Here is an 8,160-nt window from a genome sequence, read left to right as displayed (position 1 = left end):
GGAATGTTTTTGGCCGATAGCTGGTCGATGTAGGCATTGATTCCGGCGGTGTAGCCCAGCAGCGCCTCTCGTGAAATGGGATCGCTCATGGTAGTTTTCAGGTTCACCTCGGCTCCGTAGCCCATGCCCATCCGACGCGCGCGGCGGTCCATCTCGACGGTGCGCGATCCCAGTACTTCCGACAACCGCCCAGCGGCAGCGCGGGTCTGCAAGTCCATCTGCCACAGACGATCTATGGCCGTGACGTAGCCCTGGGCGTAGTACAGGTCGTAGTTATTTTGCGCAAATATGTGCGGAACACCCACGTCGTCGAATCGGATTGTCACTCCCTCGCGCAGACTGTCGAGTTCGAGTTCGCGATCCTGGAAGTGTTCCGAGAAAGGTACTTCGCCGTTTTGCCAAAAGCCCGTATAAGGACTGATAAAGGGGCCGAGGGCAGGAACGGCTCCCCACGGACGGCTGAGCGCGTACACCAGGAAAATGGCGAAGGTCACGCTCAGCAGGGCTTTTACATACTTCATAAAGTGGGTCAAGGGTATTGATTTTCAAATGAGCCAATCAAGGCAGCGATTCGGCAAAGTAGCCACAAATATAGGGCATTGTCTTGCTCTAAAATTCCGAATTGGCCTAATTCGCATCTGGGTAGATGGGACTACTGGCGAGTGGGTATTCCAAAACCAATCTATTCCAAATAAAACGCTTAGCGATGAATTTACTCATGGCAACGCAAACGCTACGTAACTATCCCCCGGCTTTGTCCCCAGCTTCGTACCGCCGCAGGCGATGACCACGTATTGCTTGCCGCCCGCTTCATACACCGAAGGCGTGGCAAAGCCCGCAGCGGGTAGTTCGGTTTGGAAGAGGAGCTTGCCCGTGCGCTTGTCGAAGGCGCGGAACATGCCATCCTTGGTGGCGGCGATGAAAAGTACTCCTCCGGCGGTCACGACCGGGCCGCCGTAGTTTTCGCAACCCGTGGGCGGAATGCCGCGAGCGGTGAGTTCTTTGAATTCGCCGAGAACGATTTTCCATTCGTACTCGCCCGTGTTGAGGTTCAGGGCGCTGAGTTGCCCCCAGGGTGGACTGATGGCCGGGTAACCCTCTTCGGACTGGAACTTGTCGTAGCCTTTCATTTTGAAGGGTAGTGGAAACGTGGTGGCGACTTTGCCACCGCTCACTTCTTGTTTCTCTCTATTAAACAAAAACGCCAATAACGCGTTGCGCTCTTCGTCTTTCAGGTACGAAAAACCCGGCATCATGCCCTTGCCATTTTTCACGATGGTACTTACATACGCATAGTCGCGGCGCGCGCCGACGTCCACCAGTGAGGGGTAGCCGCTGGCGGGATTGCCCTTGCGTTCGTCCCCGTGGCAGCCCGCACAATTTATTTTATAGATTTTTTGCCCTTGCGTCAGTCCGGCGAGCTCTTCGGTTTTGGATGTGGGAAGCATCTTCATTTCCCATGCCATCTCGTTGGAATTGATGAACAGCAGCCCCGTTTCGGCGTCGTAGGCCGGGCCGCCCCACTCGCCGCCGCCGTCGAAGCCGGGGAATATCAAAGTACCATCCTGGCTGGGTAGTTCAAACTGGTCTTTGTGGCGCATTTTTGCCAGCCGTGCCTTCAATTCGTCCTTGTCCTTTGCATAAGGATTGATGTCGTTGTCGCCGATAGTTTGGCGGGAGAAAGGCGCGGGTTTTAGCGGCACGGGCTGCGTGGCCCAGGGTACTTCACCCGGCAGACCGTTGGTCGGCACGACACGTTCCTGAATGGGAAACAACGATTTTCCCGTTACGCGGTCGAACACGAACACGAAGCCTGATTTGGTGATTTGGGCAACGGCGTCGATGCGTCGGGGCCGACCGTCGGGGCCGTCCCGATTGACTTGCACCAGCGTGGGCGGCGAGGGCAAATCGCGGTCCCAGACATCGTGATGAACGAACTGGAAATGCCATTTCCGCTTGCCCGTGGCGGCGTCCAGCGCCAGCAGACAATTGGCGTAGAGATTTTGGCCGGGGCGATTGCCACCGTAAAAATCGTAGCCCGCCGAACCCGTCGGCACGTACAGGATTCCGCGCTCGCGGTCGATGGCCATTCCTGCCCAGTTATTGGCCGCACCCACGTCGGTATTTTTCCAGTTTTCCTTGCCCCAGGTTTCGTAGCCCGCCTCACCGGGGTGGGGAATAGTGCGGAACGTCCAGGCCAGTTTCCCGGTGCGGACGTTAAAAGCCCGCACGTGACCCGGCGCGGCGTCCGGGCCTTCGGACAGGCGCACGGGCATCACGATAAGGTCTTTGTAGATCGTGCCGGGCGTATTGGAGCAGATGAATTTATTCTGGGCGATTTCGGGTAGCCCCAGCCGCAGACTCACGCGGCCGCTATCCCCGAAAGAGGTGATCATTTTGCCCGTTTGGGCGTTCAGCGCATAGAGCCAGGGACCAGCGGTGTACATAATACGGCGGTCATCGCCATCGGCCCAGTAGGTCACTCCCCGGCTAGTGTTGTACCATTGCGGGTCGCGCGAATCGGCAAAGCGCCAAAGTTGCTTACCCGTGGCGGCGTCGAGGGCGAAAGCCTGCACTGAGGCCGTGGTAGCGTAAAGTACCCCATCGACCACGATAGGATTACACTGGATTTGCCCGGTGGTGTCTCCGGTATGATACTCCCAGGCCAGCTTGATGTCCTTGACATTATCAACATTGATTTGTTTCAAGGGCGAAAAATGCGCCCGGTCGGGGCCGCCCAGGTACTCGCGCCATTCGGAGGTAGCAAGCGAAGGATTTTGAACAAAATTAAAGAGCAACAGGCCACCTAACAGTGCCCCCGCACCTAAGAACAAGATTTTGACTTTCATAAAAAAACGGGTACTTACCTTTTTGGGATAAAGGTAAGTACCCGTCGAAAATACTCAACAGCGGCCAATCAGAACCAGCCCGCGCCCAGGCTTCGGAACGGCCACGGAATGGCAGCGATGATCAGCACAAGTCCCATACCGTAATAAAACAGAATGGTGCGGTGCTTGACGCCTCCTTCGACCTTACGCGAACGAACGCGGCCGATCGTAATGAGAATGATGGCGACGAACATCATGGAGATATGCTCCACTGTGAAGAAACGGTATAACTTCTCGCCCATCATACTGAAATCCACTTTGGGACTAATGAAGTATAGAATCAGACCAAGCAGCAACTGGATATGGCACGAAATTAGAGCATAAGTATAGATCTTACTATCACCGTGTTCGTCGTTTTGCCATTTAGGAATGGCGATGCCGATGGCGGCAATTAGCAGCGCCAACACTATATAGCGAAGTCCCGAATGGGCGTGTACAAGAGCGTTCATAGTTTTTATGGTTTAGTTGGGAAAGGGGCAAAGGTAACTCTTAGGAGCTAAAAGTTGTTGCTGTGAGATCATCTGGTTTATCGGCACAGTAAACTTGCTTAACTTAGCAGTACTATGCAAGAGTCTGAAAAACGCCGCATGAATACATCGTACATTCTGTTACTTTACCAAGGCTATTTTCAATTGGCTGTCTAATGCAGATTCGTGTATCACCAGCTTTAGAAAACTTACCAGGTCGATTCAACAAATAATATTGAAATCATGGAGACAAATCCCAAAAAAGAAACTGTAAACGAAAAAGAGAATCCCGAGGAATTAAAGCATGTGGCGTCAGGAACGCCCGTGCCTTCTGGTCTTAAAAATGAGAAAAAGCACAAAGACGACTCTCGTAAATCCAGTGAAAAGCTAGATCAAGAAGCGACCGATGAGTTTGAAGAGCACAACATGAACGATATGGACGGCTATAATGAAATGCCAAACGATGTACCAGTCAAAAATAAGGACATTGCCGACGAAGAAGAGAATACCAGCGACTGACTTAATCAACCCGGAAAGACACATTTATGAAAGAAAAGGACAATAATACCCTTGTTCGCTTGCTGGCGATAGGTTCTTTAGTAGGTGCGACGGCCTATTTTCTTACAGCTTGCCGTAGCAGTAAACCGCTGGAAACCGTCCGGCGGGTAGATATTAAGAAGTACGCAGGTAAGTGGTTCGAAATCGCTTCCTTCCCTTCCCGTTTTCAGAAAAACTGTACCTGTACTACCGCCGAGTATACGATCAACGACGATGGTACCGTGGCCGTAGACAACCGTTGTTACAATGCCAAAAAGAAAAAATGGGAGGGCATCACGGGCAAAGCCTTCGTACGCAATGACGACACTAACGCCGAATTGGCCGTTCAGTTTTTCTGGCCTTTGAAGGGCGATTATTACATCATCGCCCTGGCTGACGACTATTCGTATGCAATGATCGGCGTGCCCTCGCGAGACTACCTCTGGATTTTGAGCCGTAAGCGCGAAATGCCACAAAGTACTTTTGAAAAATTGTCTGCTATTGCAATCAAGAAGGGTTTCGACGTGAGCCGGCTGCGTCGAACCAAACAGAACAACTGCGATTAGGAGGACGTACGCTCAGAAAGTACAAAGACAAATCATCTATTTTAAAGCTTGTTTTTTAACTACAACACTAGGCAAAGAGTAGTATATTTATCTATATTATTGAGGCATTATAGATAATATATACATATTGGCGTCAGTTTAGAGAAAAACGTAATTTTAAAAAAGTATCGATACTTTTACCAGAATAGCTTTATTATCCCTTATTTTGTGGGGTTAGTCAGGCTATTTTTATTGAAACAATGACCAAAGTTACCGAACACATTCAGCGGGCCGAGGGCCGGGCGCTCTTCTCTATCGAAATTATCCCGCCGCTCAAAGGCCAAAATATAAATCAACTCCTCGACTCCATAGAACCACTGATGGAGTTTAAGCCGCCCTTCGTAGATGTTACCTACCACCGCGAGGAAGTCATCGACAAGCCGCAGCCCAATGGCATGGTGAAGCGCATTCCAGTACGGAAACGGCCCGGCACAGTGGGGATTTGCGCGCGACTGATCGAGCGGTTCAAAATAGATGCGGTGCCGCACGTGATATGTGGTGGCTTTACCCAGGAAGAAACTGAAGACATGCTCTTCGACCTGCATTACCTGGGCATCGACAATGTGCTGGTATTGCGCGGCGATCCTGAGAAATCAGCGGGCGTGTTTCGGGCTAAAACGGGTGGTCACGCCTACGCCTCCGACCTTATCGCTCAGGTGAAGGACATGAACTGCGGCGTGCTGCTGCACGAGGAAACCGAGGCGACGCCGACTAATTTCTGCATCGGCGTGGCGGGTTATCCCGAGAAACATTTCGAAGCCGCCAACCACGATACAGATCTGGCTTTTTTGAAAAAGAAAGTGGAAGCCGGGGCCGAGTATATCGTGACGCAGATGTTTTTCGACAACCAGAAGTACTTCAGCTTCGTGGAGCGCTGCCGCGCGGCGGGTATCACGGTACCCATCATTCCTGGCCTGAAACCGCTTGCAACTAAAAAGCAACTCACCGTACTACCGCGCATTTTTCATCTCGACATGCCGCAGGAGCTTGTGCAGGAGGCTGAAAAATGTGCCACTAACGACGAAGTTCGGCAAGTGGGAATCCAGTGGGGCATCCGTCAATGCAAGGAACTTATTGAATATGGCGTTCCGGTACTGCATTTCTACACAATGGGAAAGTCGGACAACGTCATGCAGATTGCGCGGGGTGTTTTTTGAGAACTCGCCTGTAGTTCACGGTGTAGTTTTTAGCGAATTTCTGATTGTGCCTATTGTTCAATCAATTATATTTGTAAATTGAGTACATCTAATTAAGAATTTACAATTTGGGCGCGATGAAGAATATCTACTGGAAATGCTGGAGTGCATTAATAATAATCTGCTCTTTGATTCTATTTACAGAATCAGCGAGCGCTCAAACTACCTATCTACGGCAGTATTTTACTTCGCCTGGCCCTTACTCTTCAAAGAACCCCAACAACACTCAGTTCGATAGTATCTATGTTATCAGCCCGGCTGTCATGCGGCTCGTTCCCGGCCAAGGCTACGTCGAATTTGAGCGCTCGCTTGCTACGGGTGGCGGTAGCGGAAGAATCGTCCGCTCGACAGACTTCTCACCTGTGCCTTCTACTGTTTATTGCCAGTTCAGGGTCGATGTCCGTTCCGCCCCTGCGTCAAGGGGGCAAGCTATCGTCTTCAACTTCGGCCAGGATATTTCGCCTACTAGTAATGCGCTTCCTGCCAACAATCAACTCTTTGGCAGAGTACAGATTGATTTTAGTGGCAACGATCAGTATTATTTTCGAAGAACAAGTACTCCAGCAAAGAATAGCAACACTTATTCTGGGTCTGTGTTGGTCACGTGGGTCATGAATAATACCGATCAGAAGCACTACTACGTAACGCCTACTCGAGAGATAGATACTCTCAACCCGAGGACTTTTGATTTTTGGGTCAACAATGATCGCTTCCTCAAAAGTGAAGCTCGCGTGTCGGGCGCCGCAGATGTGAAAATCTCTGACTTTTCCCTGCAGTTTAGAGATGGGGTAGGTATTGTTCGTTTTACGGATTTTTTGATTCAGGATATTGAAGGCATAAATCCAGTTCATTTAACTTACTTCAATGCCCAACCTATCGACAACCAAGTCGAACTTAATTGGGAAACTGCCTGGGAACAAAACAGCCGGGAATTCATCGTGCAGCGCAGCAGTGACCTGAAAGAGTTCGGAGACGTGGGCCGCGTGGTGGCAGCGGGCGAGTCGGACGGAAAGCGTCAATACGCCTTCACGGACTTTAATCCCCCGCCCGGTAACAACTATTACCGGCTGAAAATGGTGGATAAAGATGATACTTACGAATACTCCAAAGTACGGGACGTGATCGTGCGGCCCGGCCAACCTACGCTGTGGGTGGCTTCCAACCCTACATCCGGTGAGCGGATTCGCGTACGTGCCTCGGGCGTCGATGCCACCGCGTTACGGCTGACGACCATTATGGGACAAAATATCAGCTTCCGCGTCGATCAGAAAAACGACGGCTACACGGAGCTAGTACCGACAGCCACACTTGCGCCGGGAATGTACTTCCTTTCCCTCGACAAAGACGGAGCGCAGAAGCACACCAAAGTACTGGTGTACTGATTCTACGCCAGCGGCAGCACGGGTTCCGAAACCGTTATGGGCTTCTCCGGCTTGATATTGTCCAGGTTGTAATGCAACCCCACGTTTTCGCGGCGAGCCATTGCCATCTTTATAACAAGATACGATACCGTAATCATGTTGCGCAGTTCACAGATTGCCACCGATACCTTTGACTCGCGGTAGAGTTGCTCGTGTTCTACGTGTAGCAATTGCAGACGGTCGTAGGCGCGTTTCATTCGGCGATTAGTGCGTACAATGCCCACGTAGTTGGACATGATGCTGTTCAGTTCGCGCGTCATTTCCGTAACAAGTACCTGCTCCTCGGGGTGCGTCGTGCCGGAGTCGTCCCACTCGGGAATGCCTTCGGGAATCACCGCTTTTTCGTAATGCTCGATGGTGCTGAGGTAGGCGCGATGGCCGAACACTGCTGCTTCTAGCAGCGAGTTGGAAGCCAGTCGATTAGCCCCGTGTAGCCCCGTGGCTGAGCATTCACCTACCGCATAAAGGTGTTTGATATTCGTTTGTCCCCACTCGTTGGTTTTGATGCCACCGCACATATAATGCTGCGCGGGTACGACCGGGATCATATCTTTGCGGACATCGATACCGATATTGAGACAGTATTGATTGATGTTAGGAAAATGCTTCAGGAATTCCTCATAGTCCAGATGCCGCACATCGAGATAAACGTGTTCGACGCCGTTGGTTTTCATTTCGGAGTCGATGGCGCGGGCCACAATGTCGCGCGGAGCAAGCGAGAGCCGATCGTCGTATTGCTCCATAAAAGTACTTCCGTCGGCGTGTTTTAGAATTCCCCCAAAGCCCCGTACCGCCTCCGAAATCAGGAAAGAGGGCTTCTTGCCCGGCTGAAAAAGGCTGGTGGGATGAAACTGGATGAACTCCATATTGTCGCAAATCCCCTTAGAGCGGTAGGCCATCGCGATGCCGTCGCCCGTGGCGATGGTGGGGTTGGTGGTACTTTGGTAAATATTCCCAACGCCTCCCGTGGCGACCAGGGTAGTTTTGGCCAAAAACTTCTCTACCTGACTGGTCTTTAAGTTTAGCACATAAGCACCGTAACACTC

Annotated in this window: 8 protein-coding genes; 4 read left to right on the top strand and 4 right to left on the bottom strand. The window is 51.4% G+C overall.

Annotation, left to right across the window (positions count from 1 at the left end; all coding sequences use genetic code 11):
* From ACEW8P_RS20465 to ACEW8P_RS20455, 3 genes are all read right to left on the bottom strand, one after another.
* Positions 1-521 (bottom strand): penicillin acylase family protein (locus tag ACEW8P_RS20465; protein ID WP_373514931.1); only part of this gene is annotated, 521 nt, incomplete at its 3' end.
* A 195-nt stretch (positions 522-716) separates the two neighbouring features.
* Positions 717-2,849, bottom strand: coding sequence for a PQQ-binding-like beta-propeller repeat protein (locus ACEW8P_RS20460; RefSeq protein ID WP_373514930.1), 2,133 nt, complete (start codon positions 2,847-2,849; stop codon positions 717-719).
* 68 nt (positions 2,850-2,917) lie between these two features.
* A complete protein-coding gene (locus ACEW8P_RS20455) occupies positions 2,918-3,337 on the bottom strand; it encodes a cytochrome B (RefSeq protein WP_373514929.1) in 420 nt (139 codons plus the stop codon).
* A gap of 261 nt (positions 3,338-3,598) precedes the next feature.
* Between ACEW8P_RS20455 and ACEW8P_RS20450 the strand changes: the two genes are divergently transcribed.
* The 4 genes from ACEW8P_RS20450 to ACEW8P_RS20435 all read left to right on the top strand — a co-directional run bounded on the left by ACEW8P_RS20450 (position 3,599) and on the right by ACEW8P_RS20435 (position 7,075).
* Positions 3,599-3,874 carry a hypothetical protein gene (locus ACEW8P_RS20450; RefSeq protein ID WP_373514928.1) on the top strand — a complete coding sequence of 92 codons (276 nt, stop codon included), beginning with the start codon at positions 3,599-3,601 and terminating at the stop codon, positions 3,872-3,874.
* A 26-nt stretch (positions 3,875-3,900) separates the two neighbouring features.
* Entirely contained in the window at positions 3,901-4,458 is a 558-nt protein-coding gene (locus tag ACEW8P_RS20445) for a lipocalin family protein (protein ID WP_373514927.1), read from the top strand.
* A 239-nt stretch (positions 4,459-4,697) separates the two neighbouring features.
* Positions 4,698-5,654: a methylenetetrahydrofolate reductase [NAD(P)H] gene (gene metF, locus ACEW8P_RS20440; protein ID WP_373514926.1), complete on the top strand. Its 957-nt coding sequence runs from the start codon at positions 4,698-4,700 to the stop codon at positions 5,652-5,654.
* 167 nt (positions 5,655-5,821) lie between these two features.
* Positions 5,822-7,075 carry a T9SS type A sorting domain-containing protein gene (locus ACEW8P_RS20435; RefSeq protein WP_373514925.1) on the top strand — a complete coding sequence of 418 codons (1,254 nt, stop codon included), beginning with the start codon at positions 5,822-5,824 and terminating at the stop codon, positions 7,073-7,075.
* Positions 7,076-7,077: 2 nt separating this feature from the next.
* On the opposite strand, the gene ACEW8P_RS20430 is transcribed toward ACEW8P_RS20435, so the two are convergent.
* Positions 7,078-8,160 (bottom strand): L-aspartate oxidase (locus ACEW8P_RS20430; protein WP_373514924.1); only part of this gene is annotated, 1,083 nt, incomplete at its 5' end.

This window comes from Persicitalea sp., assembly GCF_041751555.1.
Classification (GTDB): Bacteria; Bacteroidota; Bacteroidia; order Cytophagales; family Spirosomataceae; genus Persicitalea.
Note: the sequence above shows the minus strand (reverse complement) of the source record. Positions and strands in the feature narration are given on the sequence as shown.

Coding starts and splice junctions, on each gene's coding strand:
- ACEW8P_RS20455 (WP_373514929.1), bottom strand. CDS start 3,337: ATGAACGCTCTTGTACACGCCCATTCGGGACTTCGCTATATAGTGTTG.
- ACEW8P_RS20460 (WP_373514930.1), bottom strand. CDS start 2,849: ATGAAAGTCAAAATCTTGTTCTTAGGTGCGGGGGCACTGTTAGGTGGC.
- metF (WP_373514926.1), top strand. CDS start 4,698: ATGACCAAAGTTACCGAACACATTCAGCGGGCCGAGGGCCGGGCGCTC.
- ACEW8P_RS20450 (WP_373514928.1), top strand. CDS start 3,599: ATGGAGACAAATCCCAAAAAAGAAACTGTAAACGAAAAAGAGAATCCC.
- ACEW8P_RS20445 (WP_373514927.1), top strand. CDS start 3,901: ATGAAAGAAAAGGACAATAATACCCTTGTTCGCTTGCTGGCGATAGGT.